20 protein-coding genes are annotated in these 19,049 nt (G+C 38.0%); 4 read left to right on the top strand and 16 right to left on the bottom strand.

Annotated features, from left to right (window positions below):
• Window positions 1–99: 99 nt before the first annotated feature.
• The 5 genes from AC1VU3_RS01155 to dacB all read right to left on the bottom strand — a co-directional run bounded on the left by AC1VU3_RS01155 (window position 100) and on the right by dacB (window position 4,969).
• Window positions 100–390, bottom strand: a complete 291-nt coding sequence (locus tag AC1VU3_RS01155; protein ID WP_480388332.1) for a hypothetical protein — start codon at window positions 388–390, stop codon at window positions 100–102.
• Window positions 391–663: 273 nt separating this feature from the next.
• Entirely contained in the window at window positions 664–1,116 is a 453-nt protein-coding gene (locus tag AC1VU3_RS01150) for a YrhA family protein (protein ID WP_480388331.1), read from the bottom strand.
• 12 nt (window positions 1,117–1,128) lie between these two features.
• Window positions 1,129–2,910, bottom strand: coding sequence for a T7SS effector LXG polymorphic toxin (locus AC1VU3_RS01145; RefSeq protein WP_482982490.1), 1,782 nt, complete (start codon window positions 2,908–2,910; stop codon window positions 1,129–1,131).
• Window positions 2,911–3,244: 334 nt separating this feature from the next.
• Window positions 3,245–3,400: a hypothetical protein gene (locus AC1VU3_RS01140; RefSeq protein ID WP_480388325.1), complete on the bottom strand. Its 156-nt coding sequence runs from the start codon at window positions 3,398–3,400 to the stop codon at window positions 3,245–3,247.
• Window positions 3,401–3,511: 111 nt separating this feature from the next.
• Window positions 3,512–4,969: a D-alanyl-D-alanine carboxypeptidase/D-alanyl-D-alanine endopeptidase gene (gene dacB, locus AC1VU3_RS01135; RefSeq protein WP_482982489.1), complete on the bottom strand. Its 1,458-nt coding sequence runs from the start codon at window positions 4,967–4,969 to the stop codon at window positions 3,512–3,514.
• A 233-nt stretch (window positions 4,970–5,202) separates the two neighbouring features.
• On the opposite strand from dacB, the gene AC1VU3_RS01130 reads away from it, so the two are divergent.
• Both AC1VU3_RS01130 and AC1VU3_RS01125 read left to right on the top strand, forming a co-directional pair.
• Window positions 5,203–5,427: a hypothetical protein gene (locus AC1VU3_RS01130; protein WP_482982488.1), complete on the top strand. Its 225-nt coding sequence runs from the start codon at window positions 5,203–5,205 to the stop codon at window positions 5,425–5,427.
• Between the two features lie 102 nt (window positions 5,428–5,529).
• Window positions 5,530–5,937 (top strand): hypothetical protein, encoded by a 408-nt coding sequence (locus AC1VU3_RS01125; RefSeq protein WP_482982487.1) that lies wholly within the window; start codon window positions 5,530–5,532, stop codon window positions 5,935–5,937.
• A gap of 38 nt (window positions 5,938–5,975) precedes the next feature.
• Here the strand turns inward: AC1VU3_RS01125 and AC1VU3_RS01120 are convergent, their stop codons facing one another.
• Window positions 5,976–6,383, bottom strand: coding sequence for a DUF5412 family protein (locus tag AC1VU3_RS01120; protein WP_482982486.1), 408 nt, complete (start codon window positions 6,381–6,383; stop codon window positions 5,976–5,978).
• A gap of 287 nt (window positions 6,384–6,670) precedes the next feature.
• Here AC1VU3_RS01120 and AC1VU3_RS01115 point away from each other — a divergent pair, with 287 nt between their 5' ends.
• Window positions 6,671–7,069, top strand: a complete 399-nt coding sequence (locus tag AC1VU3_RS01115) for a hypothetical protein (RefSeq protein WP_482982485.1) — start codon at window positions 6,671–6,673, stop codon at window positions 7,067–7,069.
• A 45-nt stretch (window positions 7,070–7,114) separates the two neighbouring features.
• Here the strand turns inward: AC1VU3_RS01115 and AC1VU3_RS01110 are convergent, their stop codons facing one another.
• Entirely contained in the window at window positions 7,115–7,870 is a 756-nt protein-coding gene (locus AC1VU3_RS01110; protein WP_482982484.1) for an SDR family NAD(P)-dependent oxidoreductase, read from the bottom strand.
• Between the two features lie 379 nt (window positions 7,871–8,249).
• On the opposite strand from AC1VU3_RS01110, the gene AC1VU3_RS01105 reads away from it, so the two are divergent.
• Window positions 8,250–8,669, top strand: coding sequence for a hypothetical protein (locus tag AC1VU3_RS01105; protein ID WP_480388319.1), 420 nt, complete (start codon window positions 8,250–8,252; stop codon window positions 8,667–8,669).
• Window positions 8,670–9,392: 723 nt separating this feature from the next.
• On the opposite strand, the gene AC1VU3_RS01100 is transcribed toward AC1VU3_RS01105, so the two are convergent.
• The 9 genes from AC1VU3_RS01100 to AC1VU3_RS01060 form a co-directional block, all read right to left on the bottom strand.
• The gene (locus tag AC1VU3_RS01100) at window positions 9,393–9,605 is read right to left on the bottom strand and encodes a hypothetical protein (RefSeq protein WP_480388318.1); all 213 of its coding nucleotides are present in this window, start codon (window positions 9,603–9,605) and stop codon (window positions 9,393–9,395) included.
• A 911-nt stretch (window positions 9,606–10,516) separates the two neighbouring features.
• Complete coding sequence (locus tag AC1VU3_RS01095; RefSeq protein WP_482982483.1) at window positions 10,517–11,059, bottom strand: NADPH-dependent FMN reductase; 543 nt, start codon at window positions 11,057–11,059, stop codon at window positions 10,517–10,519.
• A gap of 135 nt (window positions 11,060–11,194) precedes the next feature.
• Window positions 11,195–12,388, bottom strand: a complete 1,194-nt coding sequence (locus tag AC1VU3_RS01090) for an MFS transporter (protein ID WP_482982482.1) — start codon at window positions 12,386–12,388, stop codon at window positions 11,195–11,197.
• Window positions 12,389–12,604: 216 nt separating this feature from the next.
• Window positions 12,605–13,312: an ABC transporter permease gene (locus tag AC1VU3_RS01085; protein ID WP_480388315.1), complete on the bottom strand. Its 708-nt coding sequence runs from the start codon at window positions 13,310–13,312 to the stop codon at window positions 12,605–12,607.
• Entirely contained in the window at window positions 13,309–14,157 is an 849-nt protein-coding gene (locus tag AC1VU3_RS01080; protein WP_480388314.1) for an ABC transporter ATP-binding protein, read from the bottom strand. Before AC1VU3_RS01080 ends, AC1VU3_RS01085 begins: the two co-directional genes overlap by 4 nt.
• 132 nt (window positions 14,158–14,289) lie before the next feature.
• Window positions 14,290–15,291 carry a LytTR family transcriptional regulator DNA-binding domain-containing protein gene (locus AC1VU3_RS01075; protein ID WP_482982481.1) on the bottom strand — a complete coding sequence of 334 codons (1,002 nt, stop codon included), beginning with the start codon at window positions 15,289–15,291 and terminating at the stop codon, window positions 14,290–14,292.
• A 159-nt stretch (window positions 15,292–15,450) separates the two neighbouring features.
• Window positions 15,451–17,475 (bottom strand): TRAP transporter permease, encoded by a 2,025-nt coding sequence (locus tag AC1VU3_RS01070; protein ID WP_480388312.1) that lies wholly within the window; start codon window positions 17,473–17,475, stop codon window positions 15,451–15,453.
• Complete coding sequence (locus tag AC1VU3_RS01065) at window positions 17,465–17,980, bottom strand: DUF1850 domain-containing protein (RefSeq protein WP_482982480.1); 516 nt, start codon at window positions 17,978–17,980, stop codon at window positions 17,465–17,467. The genes AC1VU3_RS01070 and AC1VU3_RS01065 overlap by 11 nt, the downstream gene beginning before the upstream one ends.
• Window positions 17,981–18,061: 81 nt before the next feature.
• Window positions 18,062–19,042 carry a TAXI family TRAP transporter solute-binding subunit gene (locus tag AC1VU3_RS01060; RefSeq protein WP_482982479.1) on the bottom strand — a complete coding sequence of 327 codons (981 nt, stop codon included), beginning with the start codon at window positions 19,040–19,042 and terminating at the stop codon, window positions 18,062–18,064.
• Window positions 19,043–19,049: the final 7 nt, after the last annotated feature.

Genomic DNA, 19,049 nt, shown 5'->3' with positions numbered 1-19,049 from the left:
ACTCGGCACTAGGTAGCCCACCAAAAAAGAAACCTTGAAAGGCGTATTGCCACTCAAGGTTTTTTATAATCTATAAATATAATCAATGCTATCTATAAATCATCTCCACCTCCAGTTAATTTCCCTATCTGTATAAACTGCAGGTATGTATATACCCTTTCTTCTATTTTCATCATCAATAATATACCAATTGCTATCATCTAACCATTCTTCGTTATAATTAGTTTCTTCAAAATCATTTTCCTCATCAACAATCGCTGCAAAAAAATCGTTGAATTTGTCTATATTTTTTGAAGGATTAATCTCAGCATTAATCCACATACCATCAACATTAATATTACGTATATCTCCTAAAAACTCGTTTTGAAAGTATAGTTTCAAACTTCTCACTCCTTAGGCGAAACCTTAATATATTGGCTAGGAACTTCCTCTTTATCTTTCTACTTCAACTAATATATCTAGCCCATCATAAAGCATATTATTGTACTTAAATCGTGATATGGTTTTTAAAATTTATCTCAAAAATAAACCTTGAATGATAAACTACCACTCAAGGTTATCTCTACTATTTTTTTTGAATCAAATCTTTTACTTGTCACTTATTTAATTCAATATCTAAGTATTTATCTTTAAGTTATATGTTGGTTATATCATTAATTACATCTATAACAATGAATCCGACAATATTTTTTCAAGCATTTCGTCAAATTCTTTGAATTCAACCATTTCTCGCCCTGAGGGATTATCTAATTCAATATATTGCGCTTTAGTTGTATCGTATACATACCAACTAATATTACTTTCTCCTAAGAACAAATATTTTTTCTGATATTCATTTTCATACCATATCTGATTAAAAGAAATTAATCCATTAATGGGTTGGTTCGGTTTTCTTACTAATAATACTTCATCTATTCCATACACAATAAACCCATTGAACTCTAACCCATTTATTATCTTCAAGAAATTAATATATTCACTTGGCAGCTCTTTATGTAACTCTTTCTTTACATTTTTCTCAAATATAGCTAATTCTTCTTCGCTTGCACCCGTATTTACTTGCTCACCGTATAAATTTTTCTCCACTATTAATTCATCTAATTTGATATTCCACATATTATAATCCCCTTATCGTTTTTCTGGATACAATTTCCCTTGAGGAATTGGCCATTCAACTACTTGTTTTTCTCCTGGAGTTAGTTGCTTTGCAAAGCTATTTTGATAATTCGTTATAACTTTATGGTAAGGTTCGTTTTTAATTAATATTAGATTATCAAAACTATTTGTTCCGCTATCATCTATTGGTACTTTATGATGAACTTGCCAACCATCAGGAACTCTACCCTTTTGTAATTTGATTATATCAATATCAGAGAATGCCGAGTTGTTTATAATATCATTATTTTTAGATAAATCTACCAAAAATTGTTTTCTTATTGAATTGTCAAATTCTTTTCTATAGCGTTCTAACTCTACTCTATCTCGTTTTACATATTCTATTTCTTTTGTTTTTATTCCTTCTAGAGTAATATTTTCACCTCTAAGTTTTCCCGTAAAATCAGCCTTGGTTACTTCTTCAAAATCCGCACCCTTACTCCCAACAGTAAGTGGACTGTTGAAAGTTACAGACTTCGGTGTCATATAATTAATGTCTGTTTTAAACATATTCATGTTGACCTGGGTCCTGCTTAGCGGCCCATTGACGACTTCTTGGTACGTCGGTGTCACGATAGATGTCACTTTTTCATTACTTAATACATTTCTGGATTGGTATAACTGAGTACCTTTATTTGCAAATTTGGCGCCAGTGCTTCCCCAACCAGCTATTGGAATCATAGCGGCAAAGGAGAGCGATGCGTTCACCTTGTCTCCTCTAGCTGTATAGATAACTCCATTTAAGACATCTGCTATTTCACCGATCACGGGTACTAGTCCTACTAAATCTAATCCTAACTGTAGACCATCCACCAGTTTGTTTCCTTTTGGTTTTTCGGCTGGGACTACCTCTTCCTTATATTCCACTTTAGAAACAATCTCGTAGTATACTGTCCCGTTTTCTGAGTATTCTTTTATGAGGAGACCATTGGCATATTGGTGATACTTGATATTCTCTCCCACATTTTCTTCGATTGTGTTCATTCTTTTCGATTCTAACGCTTGAAAAGTTTTGGCGTTAATCAACGTACCAATCATTTTTTCTCTTTCTTGTACCCATAGGCTATTAGGATCCAAGTATACCTTAGGGAATAGCTCTGTTCTGATTGCACTTCCAAACGTAATGGCATTCCACTGACTCGGCTGGAAAGCGATATCTTTTAGCCCTGCTGTAAACATTGACTCCAAATCCGTAAGCCAATTGCTCATCGTTTGGATATCTTGTTCGATAGAATCCAATAATGCTGTCTGAGAGAAATCAAACTCATTCAATAATCGGACGGTGTCATCCCGTCTCTTTTTGGCATTCAGAACCCCTATCTGAACTCCACTGTCGTCGAGATGGGGCAAGGCTATGATATCACTAACCGTATCCATAATACTGTTTGCCTCATTGGTGAGCGCTTCTGTCAGATTTCCGATGAAAGTTAACCCCTGCTCCAGTTCCCCTTCAAGAAATTCTTGACTTATGTATCCAGCTGGGGATGGCTCCATTGAGAGTAAGGCAGACTCAATCTGCGAAAGCCTCTGAAGGTAGTTGTCTGAGAACACTTGAAAGAAATGGAGAAATGGTAGGTGACAATCTGCGTAAAAGGCTCGGATTGCATCGGCTCCCTCCCCCTTGAACGAATCAGCCATCTCGACTAAACCTTTCACTGTCCTCTCAATATTCTCTATCTCGATTTTTAGACGTTCAATAGTAGCTACCTTGCGTTTTAGACCATCCTGAAGTAAATCAACATCTACTATTTTCATAGGCAAGTACTCCGTCTGCTATGCACAACGAAGGATTGACTTATCACTTTATTATACAATAATTCCCTACTACTAGACATCTTTACTCCTCCTCTAGCACTTCACTTTTATCTATAATATTCCATTTATTCCAGGGAAGTGTAAAGCGTTGAATTATTATTTGGATAAAAATAATTCGGATGGATTATAAAATTTCAGAATAATTAAAGCTTATGTATTAATCGTTAGTGAGACTTTAAACCCAAAATATTCACTTATTAACAATTTAGAGAACCACCCTTCTCAAAATAAAAAGGGCTTATGATCCTAGAATCATAAGTCCTTCTCTTTAGATTTAAGTTATCTTTCCACCACTTGTATTCTGTGTTTTTTTCGCAATTGGCGAGTTAGCCTTTTTGTGCTTATCGCTAATCGGAGGATTGGTATCTTTTACTGGATCTCCGTACGCAGTGAATGTATTTGGGTCGTTTTTCGGTTCTTTATTTGGCATTTTTGTAACCTCCATTTTCAAGATACCTTCTATTATTCCCCCATCATTCGCAATTATGTAAATAAGAAGAAAGCGCATATAACGAATCGTTAAATACGCGCTTTCTCCTTTTTATAATTCTCTTGCCATTGTTAGAACGATTTCATCAATCGCTGTCGCAGCCCCTGATTTATTTTGCACCAGTACGCTGAATATATATTGCTGACCGCTGCTTCCTTCTAGATAGCCGCTCAATGCATTCACGCCTGTTAAGGAACCAGTTTTTGCAAAAACCTTTCCTGCAGTCAGTGGATCCTTTAATCGATTACGAATAGTCCCACCAACCATTCGATCTGGATGACCTGCAACTGGCATGCTCATAAAGAATGTAGAGAACCAGTCTTGGCTTTGCACCTTGAACAATAGGTCGCTGACTACCATGCTTGATACATTATTCGCATGCGAGATGCCGGATCCATCTTCAAAGGACCAGTCATTCATTTGAAGGCCAATCGACTTTCCGAATTTATTTACAACCTTCAACCCAGCTTTCGTGCTGCCATGGTGATTTTCCACCTTGCCCATCGTTTTGATTAAAATATCTGCAATTCCATTATTACTAAGCTTCATATAAGGAATCACCAGTTGATCAAGTGGCATAGATTTCTTCATTGCAACTAAATCAGCGCTTTTTGGAGTTGCAGCTCTAAATAGTTTTCCTTTTGTATATTCAATTCCTACCTCTGCTAGGATTGCTTCGAACATCGTTAATGTATGGGTAGTCGGATGCTGCACTGTCACCCATTCTCTTTTCGTTTTATCAATAGGTAGATTTCCGCTAATAATGATTTGATTTGTACGATAAGAACGTTCAATCGTCACCGTATTGCTTTTGCCAGCCTCTACGGTCACTGCTTGGTTGATGATTTCCAAATCACCTAAATGAGGAGTAGCTTGGAATGTTGGAGCTTGTCCAATAGCTGAGCCCGCTACATCTACGATAATTGTCCCAGAATCATAGTCACTATTAGGAGAAGTTGTCAGCGCCGAGATTGGAGCCGCGTAATAATAAGATTCGTCCCCTTCCCAAATACCAGGAGTAAGCAGGTCATCGTCAAACCACTTGTCATCTCCCACTATACGACCATCAACTTTGGTGATTCCCTTTGCTTTTAGCTCCTGTGCGAATTGCTGTAGATCCTCTACTGACAAAGTCGGATCGCCTTCACCCTTTAAATAGACATCTCCCTTTAAAACTCCATTCTTTAATTTCCCAGAGGTATAAAGACTTGTCGTGAACCGGTAGTCCTCGCCTAGAATCTCTAATGCCGCTGCAGTCGTAAGAAGCTTCATATTGGAAGCGGGCTTGATAGGCATCTCCCCGTTATAGTTATAGAGTAACTCCCCTGTTGCTCGGTCTCGAATGGAAATACTCACATCTCCACCAGCGAGCTTTTGTTCCACAATTCTTTTAATCGAATCATCCAAGCTTACATTGCTGGCTACCTCTGCTTTTGCCGAATGACTAAATCCCGTCAAACTTAGCAGCATTGCCACCGCTACTATCCAGCTTACCCATTTTTGCTTCATATACTTCCCCCTCACCCAATTTTCATTACAAGGAAATATATTCATCATTTAGTCAGTTTTTCCTTTGCGCGAATAAAAAACAGGTGAAAGGAAAGGGAACGATTGAGAAGGCTTGAACATTTACAACTAATAAAATACAGAAAATTTAGTTATTTACACCTAATCTATAATTTCTATTCTAAAATTACGAGAGTTTCATATAATAAATGGATTTCAAAAAAGGAGGAATAGATATGTATGTAGTTCATTTTTACGAAAAAAACACAATAGTATTAACACAGGCATTGAATGCTATCCCTGCAGTAGAGCAGGATTTGCGAATCAAAGGACGCAAAGGAAAAGTAGTAAGCGTAAAAAATCCTCAAGAAAATACTATACATGTATTTGTGGAGTTCGAAAAGATCGTCGATAAAAGCACGACTGCCTCCAAGGATTTAGGGAAAAAGAAAAGAAGATAAAGTGATTGGTTGAGTTTCAGGGATAAGCACTTACAGAGCAGCGATAGATTGCTGCTCTTTTTATTATCAAGTAAAATAGGTAATAAAAGGAAGGTGCGAGAAATGGGTAAGAAAATACAAATGTTCCTCTTAGGTATTCTAAGTATCCTGTTACTTTTCTATTTAGGCAGAGATAATGAGGAAATGGTCATTCGGGAGGAATTGTTACACTTGTCTGAAGTTGATTATTTAGAAGTACAAGGAGTTAATCATTCAATACCCATTAAAATTACTAATCAAGAGGATATTCAAAAGATCCTTCTTTCTCTCGAACAACTTAATGGACCAGCAGAATTAGAATATCTTATTACGGATGAAGCCTTACTGGGAGTTAGCATCGCCTTAAAAGGATATTATCCAACTGAAGCCATTCGAATCTATGAAGATAAAATAAGCTTTCAAGGGCAAGCAAGAAATGCTTCTAGAGAGATTGTGAATGAGTTGGTGAAAATGATGGAAGAATCTTCATAAGCTAGCCCGTTCGCTGAAGGACCTACGTAGGTCTTTTTTTATTTTCCCCCAGCATATTCTATCCGCACACCATTTACGCGTTTATCCTTCTTAAAAATATCTGCAAATTCCTTGTGAACAACCTGAATTTTCTTTTCTCCTATCCATTCCAATGTAAATTCTTTGTCTGTTCGAAATGTGTTTCCGATTTTATTCGGTAATTCTACCCCTCTGTCTAAGATGGAAAGCTGATAGGAGTAGCCTGTTGTTGCCCCACAATCTCGCTGAAAAATATAAGCAACTTTTTCTCCATTATCAGAAGGAATCTCTTGCAACACTTCATTTCCACACATTTCTCCAAAGACGGTATCTAGTACATATTTGCCTCCTAAGAATAAAAATACCCCAAACAGCAAAATAATTCCCACCGCGAAAGAAATGATGATAGAAATATGTTTTCTTCTCATAACGATCCCCCTTTGCATAATTATGGATACTGGTAGGAACGATTAATGGTAGTGGGAAGTTGCATCAAGTAATACCAGTCAGGACGTAAGTATGAACTATTTACCGATGATTCACTTAAATATATCCCTCTCGCTTTTAGCTAGTTACAAATAAAGGTTATAATGGTAAATATATTGATTTTCGTGGAACCTGATGATGATTTGGAGATACTTGCGGTTGACCTCTATTTATTTTGGAACTTGCATTTTAATAATTTTCTAACTCTAGAATTTATGGGGGATTTGATATGGTGAAAAAAATTACGATAACAGTAACAGTAATTGTCAGCTTATATGTGGCTTTCATCTATATGCCAATCATCTTAAGTGGAGCGTTGTGGCAAGAAAAGGATCCACTTAAGCATCTTATTTCTGTTGCAAAATTAAAACTTACTGGCAGCGGCTACGAGAAAATTAGGGAAGTGGACAATAAGTATGTTGTCTATCTATCCGATACTGAGAGAGATGATACTTTTCAAAACATCCAACTTGCTCTGGAACAAAGAGGTTGGCAGTTTAAAGAACAATTAGGCTCTGGATTTATTTTTGAAAAAGCTGGAGAAGAAACAATGGTAGTCACTTCAAGACAGTATTCCTCCTCCTATTACTTATGGACAGTCCCAAATGGCATATTTAAGGATGAATAAAAATGAAAAACACCAGAATGGGTTAACATTCTGGTGTTTTTGTTCTTATCGAAGCATAATCGATCCGCCATCTACCATAATGGTTTGGCCTGTTATGTATTTGGAATCTTCACTTGCTAAAAATACTGCCACTCTGCCAATGTCCTCTTCTACATCACCGAAGCGACCAAGCGGAATTTTGCTGCGGACTGCTTCATAGTATTCCGGCTGAGCCTTAGCCCATGCCTGCACACCTTCTGAATTGGCTATTGGAGAAATAATGTTTACGTTAATGCCAAAACGTCCCCACTCATTAGCTGCAACACGAGAAATCCCTCGAATCGCTTCCTTAGCTGCTGCATATGCTCCCTGTGTTTCATGTCCATTGAGTCCTGCACCGGAGGCAAAGTTGATGATATTTCCTTTTGTCTCCTTCAAATATGGCAATGCTGCCTGCATTAAATAAAAGGTCGGATAAAAGCCCGTACCAAATGACAAATCTAAATCAGCTTGAGTGGTTTCTTCAAGTGTCACCTGTCTGGAAGCATGTGCATTATTTACAAGTACATCTAGCTTGCCATATTTTTCAACGACTTTCGTGATGATAGAAGGAAGACTGTCACGATCCATTAAGTCAGCTTTTATAAACGAGGATTTGGGGGAAATTTCTTGTAGAATCTTTTCACTAGCCTTCCCTGCCTCTTCATTGACATCAACAATAGCCAGTATTGCCCCTTCTTTCGCCATCGTTTTTGCCATACCTAGGCCGATACCACCTGCTCCACCTGTGATAATAACTACCTTATCTTGTAGCTTCGCCATATTATTTCCTCCTTGTGTTGCTAACTATTATGATGCTAACCTCTCACCTGTTAAGTGGCGAGGTTGAACCACTTTATTTAGCTAAACGTATTGTTCTAATCATGGTGCAATTTTATCATCAATACGTCATTTTTACTAATCTTTTGATTGATACGTATGGTTAAAAACCCTTCATAATTGGATAATATCGATTATCTTTACGTTTGATTATTTCCGTTACGTTCACATCTTTATATGATATAGATGGATACTTCTTACTCCTATTTCTTTAAACAGGTAAAATGGAAATATAGATGTACCTATATCGATACTTATGCTAACAATATGCTAGGATGTTTTGGAGAAGTTATGCTATATTCAATGTGTCAGGAGTGAGTGAATGAAAAAAATTTTAACAATTATCACTATAGTTCTTGTTATACTCGGAGCTGCCGGCTATGCTGTGTGGCATTTTGGGACAAATATCGCCTCCGAAAAAATAATTGAAAAAGTGGAATCTACTTTAAATGAGGAAAATCTAGAAGAAGTAAAAACCTATATCGCGAACGATCCAAAGGTTCAAGAAATTGTAAGCGATGCAGCAACTATAAATCCGGATACTCTTCCCTTCCAAACTAAGGAGGAAGCGACTCGTGTATTAATTAAAAAAGTGGGCGTTAATCGTTTAATTAATATTCAGGAACAAGTTCAGAACGGTTCAATTAGTAAGGATGAAGTATTATCTGAAATTGAAGGTAAGCTGTCTGAAGATGAAATTTCTGCTTTAAAATATGTTTTATATAAGGAATTGAATAATTAAAACTAACCCTTTGTAAAGCTAAACCTAAAAAAACTGAGAGGCTAAGATTTTCAACATGCATTGGCGAGTTTACTTATATAGAATCGATTCCCATTTAGCGGAGTCGATTCCTTTTTTATTATCATTCTTCTAGAGTTACTCCTTGACCTATGATTTTGATACCCATTTTTTATTTATTAACTTCCCTATCAAAAGTATCATAACTAAAGCCATTAAACATATCCCAAGATAAAACAAGCTTGTGCCTAAGGGATAATTTAATGCAAATTCTTTTTGTAGTTGCAATACCTGTGATCTACTTAAAAGGTCCATATCTGGTATAGGGAAAAGAATCGTTTGTAGTAGGTATCCAATTACTATTAAACAAAATGATAAAAAACCTATAATAAATAGTGTTATGCTATGGAACAAATATTTCATATTATCACCTCAACCTTTACCATTTCGTGTATGGGAATGATATTCAAGATGACGACCTCATCATTGAAAAAGCACCCCCTAGTCAAGGAAGGTACCAGTGGTGGAAATCGTTATTCAGCTAAAGTCTACTGGTATGAAAAAAAGCTTATTGTCCATTGACTTTATACCACTTTAAATCGCTTTACTCCAAAGGGGAGGGAGCATCTTAAAAGCTCTGTTTGTTTTTACCATTTTCCCTCTCCCTACTAATCGTATGTTAACGTCTGTCTGTTCGATTCTAACCTCCATTTTGAGGTCTCCCCTTTACAAGTTCTTTTCGTTATTTGGTGTCTCTTCATACTCCACGTAATGCTTTGTATCGTGTATAGGAATATCTTGTTTTAGATCAATTACTCTTCCGAATGTTATATCATCATCAGGTGTATATCTATTTGAAGGCAATGCCTCATTTTTTATCACTCGGTAAAAAATAAAGCCTATGACAGCGATAATAAAAAAAGTAAATATAAATGCCATGTGTTCGATTACCCCCTTTATAATAGTTTATTCTATTCGGAGCCAGAATTTTCCTTCTTTGGGTGGTAGGAAGTTTAAATAAGCTTAGATATCATGAATCAACTATTTAGGGAAGGGCATGGCCTATGTCCGCTTGAGATCGATGTTGGCCTTATTCTCATTCGTGGGGTGGTTACTCTCGTTCGTCTGGGGTTTATTCTCACACATGGGGATTTTACTCTCGGATAGGGCACCTTTATTCTCACTCAGACGCTTTACTCTCGGTTACTTGGAGCTTACTCTCGTCCGCCGATGATTTACTCTCATTTAAAATGGTGGGAGGGCATGGCCTATGTCCGCTTGACCATCGAGGTCGCCCTTATTCTCGTTCGCGGGGTAGTTACTCTCGTTCGTCAGGGGTTTATTCTTACTCGTTAATGATTTATTCTTGGATAGACCCCCTTTATTCTCATTCGATCGGTTTACTCTCGGTCCAGCGGGGATTATTCTCGGTCGCTGATGATTTACTCTCATTCAAATTGGAGGGAGAGCATGGCCTATGTCCACTTAACATCGAGGTTGGCCTTATTCTCGTTCGTGGGGTGGTTATTATCGTTCGTCTAGGGTTTATTCTCACTCAGGGATGATTTACTCTCATCCAAATTGGGGAAGGGCATGGCCTATGTCCGCTTGCCTTCGAGGTTGACCTTATTCTCATTCGTAGGGTAGTTACTCTCGTTCGTCAGGGGTTTATTCTCACTCATAGATGATTTACTCGCAGATAGACCACCTTTATTCTCACTCAGCTGGTTTATTCTCGTTCAACCGGATTTTATTCTCGGTCGTCGGTGATTTACTCTCATTCAAATCAAGCCATCACATTAAAAAAGCCAGCAAATTTACTGCTACGTAAATTTCACTGGCTTTCATTTTTATTTATCTAATGTTAATGTCTTTTCAATCAACGTTTTTAAGAGCTCATCATTTCGTTCGTCCAACACTAGTACACCATTCTCATCGATCATTTGGTTGATGCCACTTACGAGCACTCTTGGCTGTGAAACGAATAACACACCTAAGTTGGCCATGATTTCTCTTAGATGGAGCTGTGCCGTAAGCGTTCCAGACATGCCTGGCGTTCCACCGATGACCATTCCGACTTTGCCATTGAAGGAATTTTTCATATCTAAAGCTGGTCTTGAAGCCCAATCAATCGCATTTTTTAATACTCCAGGAATGGAGCCGTTATAGTTAGGAGTTGCAAATACAATGACATCTGCCGACTCAATTTGGCGCTTGAATGCTAAGACGCTTGCTGGTACGTCCTTTTCTAGCTCTTGGTTGAATAATGGTACTCCTCTGTAATTTGCCAGTTCAAATGTTACTCCTTCAGGTAAATTTGCTCCAACTAGCTTCAACAACTTTGTATTAAATGAATCCTTCCGTAAGCTGCCACTTATTCCTAAAACCTTCATATTCAATAACCTCTTTCTATATAATCTGCCTCTTTATTATTTTAGTGTAATAAGTAGAAATTAACCTCAGTAAAAAGGATGAAATCTGAACCCGAAATAAAAGAAAAGCGTATTCAACAGAATACGCTTCTCCTATTAGATAGCCCACAATTTTTTATTTCTTGCCACCAAAAAGGCGACGATTAAAAGTAATATTCCAGAGACGATAAATACAGAACGCACGCCTAATAAATCGGCTAACATCCCTACTCCTAAAGCGGAGATACCGAAAAATCCCGTAGTAATTGCACCTAAGCTCGTATAGACAGTGACTAATTTATCCTTTGATACAGCGCGTTGGATAATCGTCTGCTGAGGAATATTTTTTAGCTGTCCAAATAGACCAATTCCTAATGACAGAATGAGCGCAGTCCAAGGATTGTGAACCATTCCAAATATGATTGTTAGTATTCCTGCAGCAAGCACACCTAACCCCATAAAATAGAATTTATTTCGATCGACAAATGCGGCAAACCTCATGCAAAGGATGCTTCCGAGTAAAAAGCCAACAAAGAAAGCACCGTTTAGATAGCCCCACCACTGCTCTGATTGACCGATTGCCTGCTCCACATAAATATATAAGATGGCGGCAATCCATGCGACACTTGCAATTGTCTCTATTAAATCCATCCATACAATCTTTCGTAAGACCAACGTTTCACGAACTACTCTCCACCCTGCTGTCAGCTGTTGCCAAAACCCTTCTTCTTCCTCTTCCTCCGTCTTGACCACTTTTGGAAGCGTAAGCCAAAGAACGAGTGCGAGAATATAAAGCACACTAACCGTCCATAGCACACCGGCTGGATCAATCATTAGTAACAGCATGCCCCCTAAAAACCAGGAGCCAATTTGGATTAGCTGATTAAGCGTCTCCACCAGACTATTTGCTTTCAGGAGCTTTGTCTCCTCCACCAGCTGTGGCAAATACGAGTGGATGATAGGATTGGCGCAACCATCTAGGAAGGCGACAAGACTAATAATCACAAACACTACCACATAGTTCTCGCTGTCTAAATAGAAGTAGCAGAACAGGCCTAGTAGCAACATAAGCAACGTTTTGCTAGCCTGTGACACGACAAGAATCCTCTTCACTTGAAATTTCGCAACCACGAGTGGTGTTAATAGACTGGAAATAAATAAGGATGTCGTGATGACAACAGGTACCAATGTAGTCACAAAGGCAGAATTTGAAATCGTATACAGGAGAGAAATCACTCCAACGATATATAGAACATCTCCTAAATTGGCTAGGCTTTGCCCGATTAATAGACGGTTCAATTGTTTATTCATTTTATTATCCCCCAATATTATTTAACTTTGGATAGTTAAATAGGGGATCAAATTGGATAAGTCATTTTATATTATCCCCCAATAATATTACTGTTGGTAAAATCGGGGGATCTTAAATTGGACAGTTCATAAAGGAACTCCTTTTCTGAAGCAACGAAAATAAAATCCACGGGGGATCCTGGATTTTATTTCCCAAGCAATATTTGTATTTATAGCTTAATCTACCATTCTTTTCTTGTAAATAATGGTTGTTAAAATAATTGCTAGTACTGCCCAAATGCTGATGATTCCTAAGTTGGAAAGGATATCTACGAAGCCAGCTCCCGCTTCTATGCTTTCTGCTAAGTAGATCAGCTGTAGGTTTGGCATATAATCCGCTAGCTGAAGTACAGGATATTTATCGGCAAAGGCCGTAAGGAAAGATCCCATTGTGAAAATACCCACAACTGGTAGAACAAGCACGGATGCTTCCATAACCGACTTTGCAATCAACCCTAAAAGGGTACCTACTGCGATGTAAAAAATAGTTGAAACAATAACTCCAGCTCCAAATGCAACTAAATTCTTTGGAGTATACTCAGCTACAAATATACTAGCACTAATAACCAAAATCGTTAATACAAAGGACAGAAGGCTTTTTCCTCCCAGAATATCAAACGTACTTGCCGGGGATAGCATCAATCCACGTAATGTGTTCTTTTCCTTTTCTTCAGCAATTAAACAGCATTGGACATAGGTAGCAACAAAAGCGAAGGTCATATTAATATATAAGAAATGCATTTGAAGGTTCTCCGTTCCCATTCGCCCATAGATTGCTGCAATAATGATTGGCAGAAAAACAACTACGCTTACTGCCATGTTTCTAAAAAAGTCTTTGTAATCCTTCATAAAAATTGCGCTTAATCGTTTCCATGAAAATGTCATTGTAATTCTCCTCCTGTCACTTTTACAAAAATATCACCTAAGGTTGGCTCGTTCGAATGAATCGTCACTACTCTATTTTCTTTCATTAAACGGTATACTTCCTCTGCTCCATCGTCATTCTTTGAAAGCGTGATGGTTTCATTTGTATCTAACTCAATCGTCACACTGTTATCTGCAAACTTTTTCTTTAGCTCGCTCGGCTTATCCAGCAATTGAATCTTCCCTTTATGTAGGAAAGCCACTCGATCACAAAGCGTATCCGCTTCATTCATATCATGCGTTGTCAAAAAGATGGTAGTCCCTTTTTTATTTAAGGCACGAAGTCCTTCATATATATGAAGCGTGTTCACAGGGTCTAGTGCCGATGTTGGTTCATCTAAGAACAGCAGCTCAGGCTCATGTAGGATTGCACGGGCTAATATCACCCTTTGTGTCATCCCTTTGGAGAGCATACTCACCTTCTTTTTCTTTTCCTCCGTTAAGTTCACAAAAGAAAGCGCCTCTTCTATTCTAGATAGTGGAAGATCATACAGCTCACAGTAAAGCTTTAAGTTTTCATAGATTGTCAGCCTTCCATATAAGCCGCTGTTATCTGTCAGAACACCGAAACGTTTTCGTGCACTTGGTGTTTTTAATTCTGCAACTGGAGTTCCAAATACCTTTGCATCTCCTCCGGTTGGATCGAGCTGACCAGTTAAAATTTTAATAGTAGTTGTTTTACCAGATCCACTTGGGCCTAAAAATCCAAAAATCTCACCCTTCTTTACTTGAAAGTTTACATCCTCCACTGCCTTATAATTGGAGAAGTATTTTGCCAAGTCCTTCACTTCAATCACGTTTTCCATTTTTGTTCCCTCCATGTTTAGATGTCGTATGTACATCCTTAGATTACGAGGAAATGAGCATGTCTGCCTTATATTTTCTGTGAAAGGAGCTATTTTTAGGGTGAATGAGCGTATTTTTAGGGTGAATGGAGCTTATTTGAGACCCAACATTCCCTTTAGTTCCGCCATTTTGGTCTTTGAAAGTGGAATCGAGGATTTTCCGATGTCTTCTAAAACCAAACTATAGCTATTTCTTGTCCAGGTGATAACCTCTCTCACTTTTTGTAGATTTACAATGTAGGATCGATGACAGCGGAAAAATCCGAAAGCCATTAATCGCTCCTCTAATTCATTTAACGTAAAGGTACAAGGAAAGCTTTCTCCTCGAATATGTAAATAGGTTTGTCCTTCTGTACTTTCTATGTAGTCAATCTCCGGCGGATCAAAGAGGACAATTTTTTCATTGACCTTGGTAGGAATTTTTTCAAACCGAATTGGTTGAACGATTGGTGCTTCCTCTTCTATTTGAATTTCCTGTGCCTCTTTCTCCTCTGCATCCTCCAACTGCACATTATGTAAACCATTTTCGTCCAGCCTGTATACTTCATCCGAATAAGAGATAGCCTGTTCAATCCCACTTGTCAGGATGAGCACGGGTTTATGTAAGTTTCTCAGTTCATTCATCCAGGTAATAAATAAGCGTTTGGATTCTAAATCTAAATTTTGATCGGGCTCTTCGAGGATATATACATCTGGATTTTGAAGATATAAATTGGCAAACTGTACTCTTTTTCTTTCTGAAAAGCTCAATTCTCTCAGTTTTTTTCGTTGAAAGTCATCAATCTGAAGCAAACGCATTGCATGTTCTACAGGAACGGACGAATTATAGATAGAATTTGTAAAGGCTAATGATTCTTTCACGGATAATCGTTCATAATAACCTTCCTCTAAAAACAAAAAGCCTGCCCTCTCACTTTTGATAATCTCTCCTTTCGATAGCTTCCCTTTCCCTAATAAAATCTTGAGTAGCTGCTCCCGAATATTTAAGCTGGATGAAATCGCTGCCACTTTCCCCGGGGATACCTTTAATTCGATAGCAGGAAATAAAAGGACATCATGCAACTGCTTTTCTGCTTGGATAAATTGAATAGACATCGTGTAACCTCACTTTTATCTTCATCACCATCCGAGAATCAAACCTCCCTTATTTGTGATGAACAGTATTTTTTTACATTCATTATATTATTATACCAATTTATAATAGTATGAATAGTAAAAAAATCACGAGACCTACGAATAGGCTCGTGATTAACGCTACGCTGTAATAGCAGCTGCTTTGTTTCCTTTATTCTTCGTTAAAATCTGGATTACTACTAGCACGATAAATATAACTAAGCCAATCATGTCTGAATATCCTTCTGGATAAATCAATAATAGACCAGCAGCTAGGGCCACAATTCTTTCATACCAGGCAACTTTTCGATACCAATACCCGATGACTCCTGCTCCAATTGCTATCATTCCCGTAATTGCTGTAAACACAACCCAAAGTATCTGAGGAATAGTGGTATCAATCATTAATAGCTCTGGAGAGAAAATAATCATATATGGGATAATGAAAGCTGCAATTGCTAGCTTAGCAGAATTTACTCCCGTTTTTATCGGGTCTCCACCTGAAATACCAGAAGCAGCAAATGCTGCGAGAGCAACCGGTGGTGTGATATCCGCAATAATTCCGAAATAGAATACAAATAAATGTGCAGATAAGGCGATAACTACAGGTACTTCTGCTCCTGCTGGCATATCTAGCATTAATAAGGTAATGATTGCCGGTGCAGCAATGGTAGAAGTAATTACATAGTTAGCTGTCGTTGGCGATCCCATACCTAGAACAATGGAAGCAATCATCGTAAAGAATAAGGTAAGTAGGATACTTCCTCCAGAAGCAGAGATTAATCCATTTGCAAGACTTAACCCTAATCCTGTTTTTACTACCACCCCTACAATAATCCCTGCCGCCGCAGTAGCCGCTGCTACTCCTAGTGCAGTTCTAGCTCCATCTGCTAACGCTTCAATGATATCTCGTAAGCTTAATCGAGTTTCCTTGTTAAATGCGCTTACAACAATAGCAGCAACGATACCCCATAAGGCAGCTTGTATTGCCGGCACTCCAGTAAACATCAACACGATGATCACTATGATTGGGAGTAATAAGTAAATCTTCTTAAATACTTCTTTTTTGTTCGGAATCTCTTCAGGTGGGAGACCACTCAAGCCAACGCGCTTTGCTTCAAAGTGAGTCATGATCCAAATTCCAGAGAAATAAAGGATTGCCGGTATGGCAGCAGCCTTGGCAATTTCCCAATAAGAAATACCTCCAATAAACTCTACCATTAAGAATGCAGCTGCCCCCATGATTGGTGGCATCAACTGACCTCCTGTGGAAGCTGCAGCCTCAACTCCACCTGCAAATTCCTTTCGATAACCAAGTTTTTTCATCATTGGAATCGTATAAGAACCAGAAGTAACAACGTTCGCTACGGAGCTACCTGAGATAGTCCCTTGAAGCGCACTAGAAAAGATTGCAACTTTCGCTGGTCCCCCAGTTAATCTCCCAGCCAATGCTACAGCTAAGTCATTAAAATATTGACCCACACCTGTTTTTACAAGGAATGCTCCAAATAGTAGGAATGCAAAAATGTAAGTGGCAGAAACACTAATCGGTGTACCTAAAATACCGTCCGTTGTAAAGAACATTAGTTGAATAAGACTTTCTAAATCCTGCCCTCTATGAGCAAGGAATCCTGGGAAATATTGTCCAAAAAATGCATAAGCCAAAAACGCAATGGCGATAATGGTAATTGGTAGTCCAACAGCCCTTCTAGCTGCCTCTAGTACAAGTAGAACGGCGATTATACCTACTATTAAATCTAGTGTGGTTACTGCACCGAGACGAGTAACTAGCTGATCAATATTTAATGGCCAATATAATCCAACACCAATAGCTAGTAGAGAAAGTATATAATCATAAAACGGGATTTTTCTCTTTTTCTCCCCTTTAGCCTTCTTACTAACAGGAAATAATAAGAAAATGATGGATAATGCAAAGCCTAAATGGATCGAACGTTGAATATAGGCAGTAAATTGACCATCAATAGCTGTATAAAGCTGGAAAACAGAAAACGCAATGAGTGCAAAAAATATAACCTTTTTTGTGATACCTTGAACATTTCTAGTATTGGATTCGGGATCGTATTTTTGAAGAAGCTCAAGCTGTTCCTCTTCCGATAACTGTTGAAACGTTTCTTCCTTCTCATGGGACTTGGAATTATTCGTCATCCATCTTAACTCCTCTCATTTGCTGGTAAACTGACATTTTCTTCACTTGAAATTGATAAGATTTACCCTTGGTAAGTTGCTTCTTTAAGTCTATTTCCTTCTTGTCATAAATGAAAACCAAATCTGTATCAATCGTTGAAATAAATATTGTAAAACTAGGCAGGAAGTAATTGTCATGTCTTAATACATATTTTCCATCCTCTATTTCAAACGTCTGTCCTTCCTCTGCATAGCCCGGCATACCAATGGCTAAATCCTCATACTCCATGGAGACTAGCTGAATATGATTGTCCTCACTAGCTTGATATGTTTCTAAAACGTCAGTTTTATGTATGGAATGTGTGTATCTAATTTGGAATTCGTTTGATTGAAAAGGTATATAATGCACCGTAGGATGGTCAGTTCGAGTTTCAGTAAAAACAAAGGAATTTTTATAGGGTACAAAAAGAAGTGATAATAAAAGACATACTAACAATACAAGCAGTATTTTTTTGAGGATACGCATCGTCCATCCTCCATTTCATTCAAAAGAAAAGGGACTTGAAGCTTACGCATCATGCCCCTTTCATTTCGGGAAAAATATCTATTATTTATTTACTTCATCGAAGTATTTTTGAGCACCTGGATGCACCTTGATACTAATACCTTCTAAGCCCGTTTCTGCTTTAATTAGTTTTGCTTTCGCATGCTGAATGCTGCCAGCGTTTTCATAAATAGCCTTCGTCATTTCATAAACTAGGTCTTCTGGAAGTTCGTCACTTACAGCAAGCATTGCAAGAACAGAAACTGTTGGTACATCTTCTGTTAAGCCGTAAGTGCCAACCGGTACCGTGTCTTTTGCATAGTACGGATATTTTTCAATTAATTCATCCGCTTTACTATCTTCTACTGGTACAATTACAACATTTGCTACAGCGTTTAATGCCTCAACTGCTCCTGTAGGAGTACCAGCTGTAATAAATGCTGCATCAATTTGACCTGATTGAATACCATCAGTAGATTCACCAAAGTCTAAGTTTTGTGCTTCAATATCGTCTTCAATAGATATTCCATGAATTTCTAATAGTTGTTCAGCATTCGCATAAGTACCTGAACCAGGAGCCCCTACGGATACCTTTTTACCCTTTAAATCTTCAAAGGATTCGATTCCTGAACCTTCAGTTGTTACCAGTTGAACTGTTTCTGGATAAAGTGCACCTAATGCAGAGATATTGTCTACCTTGTTCCCTTCAAACATTAACTGCCCCTCAGTAGCGTAATATGCAATATCCGTCTGAACGAATGCGATTTCCCCGTCTTTTCCTTCTTGAAGTGCAGTTACATTCGCTGCAGATGCTTGTGAAACGGTTGCAGTTGTGTCAATACCTGTTTCTTTCTCAATTAAATCTGCAAATGTACCACCAAGAGAATAATAAGTCCCTTGCGTACCGCCCGTTAAAATACTTAGAAATTTAATATCTTCTTTCGTCTTTTCTCCGGAACCGCTTTCATCCGATCCACAAGCTGTAAGAATAAATAATACCAATACACTTAGAACGGATAACCATTTTAATTGTCTCTTTTTCAAATAAATT

The organism is Psychrobacillus sp. Z16_25 (assembly GCF_056856695.1).
Note: the sequence above shows the minus strand (reverse complement) of the source record. Positions and strands in the feature narration are given on the sequence as shown.

Excerpts from the sequence above, each read along its gene's own strand:
- AC1VU3_RS01150 (WP_480388331.1), bottom strand. The coding sequence starts at position 1,116 with ATGTGGAATATCAAATTAGATGAATTAATAGTGGAGAAAAATTTATAC.
- AC1VU3_RS01145 (WP_482982490.1), bottom strand. The coding sequence starts at position 2,910 with ATGAAAATAGTAGATGTTGATTTACTTCAGGATGGTCTAAAACGCAAG.
- AC1VU3_RS01140 (WP_480388325.1), bottom strand. The coding sequence starts at position 3,400 with ATGCCAAATAAAGAACCGAAAAACGACCCAAATACATTCACTGCGTAC.
- dacB (WP_482982489.1), bottom strand. The coding sequence starts at position 4,969 with ATGAAGCAAAAATGGGTAAGCTGGATAGTAGCGGTGGCAATGCTGCTA.
- AC1VU3_RS01130 (WP_482982488.1), top strand. The coding sequence starts at position 5,203 with ATGTATGTAGTTCATTTTTACGAAAAAAACACAATAGTATTAACACAG.
- AC1VU3_RS01125 (WP_482982487.1), top strand. The coding sequence starts at position 5,530 with ATGGGTAAGAAAATACAAATGTTCCTCTTAGGTATTCTAAGTATCCTG.
- AC1VU3_RS01120 (WP_482982486.1), bottom strand. The coding sequence starts at position 6,383 with ATGAGAAGAAAACATATTTCTATCATCATTTCTTTCGCGGTGGGAATT.
- AC1VU3_RS01115 (WP_482982485.1), top strand. The coding sequence starts at position 6,671 with ATGGTGAAAAAAATTACGATAACAGTAACAGTAATTGTCAGCTTATAT.
- AC1VU3_RS01110 (WP_482982484.1), bottom strand. The coding sequence starts at position 7,870 with ATGGCGAAGCTACAAGATAAGGTAGTTATTATCACAGGTGGAGCAGGT.
- AC1VU3_RS01105 (WP_480388319.1), top strand. The coding sequence starts at position 8,250 with ATGAAAAAAATTTTAACAATTATCACTATAGTTCTTGTTATACTCGGA.
- AC1VU3_RS01100 (WP_480388318.1), bottom strand. The coding sequence starts at position 9,605 with ATGGCATTTATATTTACTTTTTTTATTATCGCTGTCATAGGCTTTATT.
- AC1VU3_RS01095 (WP_482982483.1), bottom strand. The coding sequence starts at position 11,059 with ATGAAGGTTTTAGGAATAAGTGGCAGCTTACGGAAGGATTCATTTAAT.
- AC1VU3_RS01090 (WP_482982482.1), bottom strand. The coding sequence starts at position 12,388 with ATGAATAAACAATTGAACCGTCTATTAATCGGGCAAAGCCTAGCCAAT.
- AC1VU3_RS01085 (WP_480388315.1), bottom strand. The coding sequence starts at position 13,312 with ATGACATTTTCATGGAAACGATTAAGCGCAATTTTTATGAAGGATTAC.
- AC1VU3_RS01080 (WP_480388314.1), bottom strand. The coding sequence starts at position 14,157 with ATGGAAAACGTGATTGAAGTGAAGGACTTGGCAAAATACTTCTCCAAT.
- AC1VU3_RS01075 (WP_482982481.1), bottom strand. The coding sequence starts at position 15,291 with ATGTCTATTCAATTTATCCAAGCAGAAAAGCAGTTGCATGATGTCCTT.
- AC1VU3_RS01070 (WP_480388312.1), bottom strand. The coding sequence starts at position 17,475 with ATGACGAATAATTCCAAGTCCCATGAGAAGGAAGAAACGTTTCAACAG.
- AC1VU3_RS01065 (WP_482982480.1), bottom strand. The coding sequence starts at position 17,980 with ATGCGTATCCTCAAAAAAATACTGCTTGTATTGTTAGTATGTCTTTTA.